The sequence below is a fragment of the Alcanivorax sp. HI0083 genome, assembly GCF_001635175.1.
In genome coordinates, this window is sequence record NZ_LWFX01001676.1 from 1 (window position 1) to 586 (window position 586).

General features: G+C 56.8%; 1 protein-coding gene. It reads right to left on the bottom strand.

Going from position 1 to position 586, the window contains the following annotated elements; all coding sequences use genetic code 11:
- Positions 1 to 423 (bottom strand): wax ester/triacylglycerol synthase domain-containing protein (locus tag A3754_RS24540; RefSeq protein ID WP_304439872.1); only part of this gene is annotated, 423 nt, incomplete at its 3' end.
- Between the last annotated feature and the right edge of the window lie 163 nt (positions 424 to 586).

Genomic DNA, 586 nt, shown 5'->3' on the forward strand with positions numbered 1-586 from the left:
GCCGTCCATCACCGAATGGTGAATCTTGTAGTAAAGCGCAAACTGGCGACCGCGGATGCCTTCGATCAAATGGGCTTCCCACATGGGACGTTCCCGATCCAGCAGATTGGAGTGCTCGGCGGAGATCAGGGAGAGCAGTTCACGGATGCGGCCGGGCTTGGGCAGCGCTTCGTGGCGAAAGTGGTGGTCGATATCGAATTGCTTGTCTTCGGTCCAGTAATACTGGCCGAGCCGACGGGTCAGCCGCTGGTTGAACGGAGCAACCGGGTGGCAGTAGTCCCGCATTTGCCGGGCCAGTTCACTGACATACTTCGGGCCGGCATCCTCAGGAAAGGAAAACAGCTGCAAACCGCCCACGTGCATGGGCTGCTGGCGTTTTTCCAGCCACAGGAAAAGTTGGTCCACCGGACTAAGCGCTTTCATAGTTTCCCCTTGATAATAATTTTCTCCCTGGGCACAGGCTGTATACCTGGCAGGCTGATCAATAGCCTGTTAACAAGTAATGCACTCTCCATGCCAGCTGTGCAGAGGTGATCATAGTCGCAAAGGGGAGGGTGGGTCACGGTGTGCGGGCCGCAAAACACGG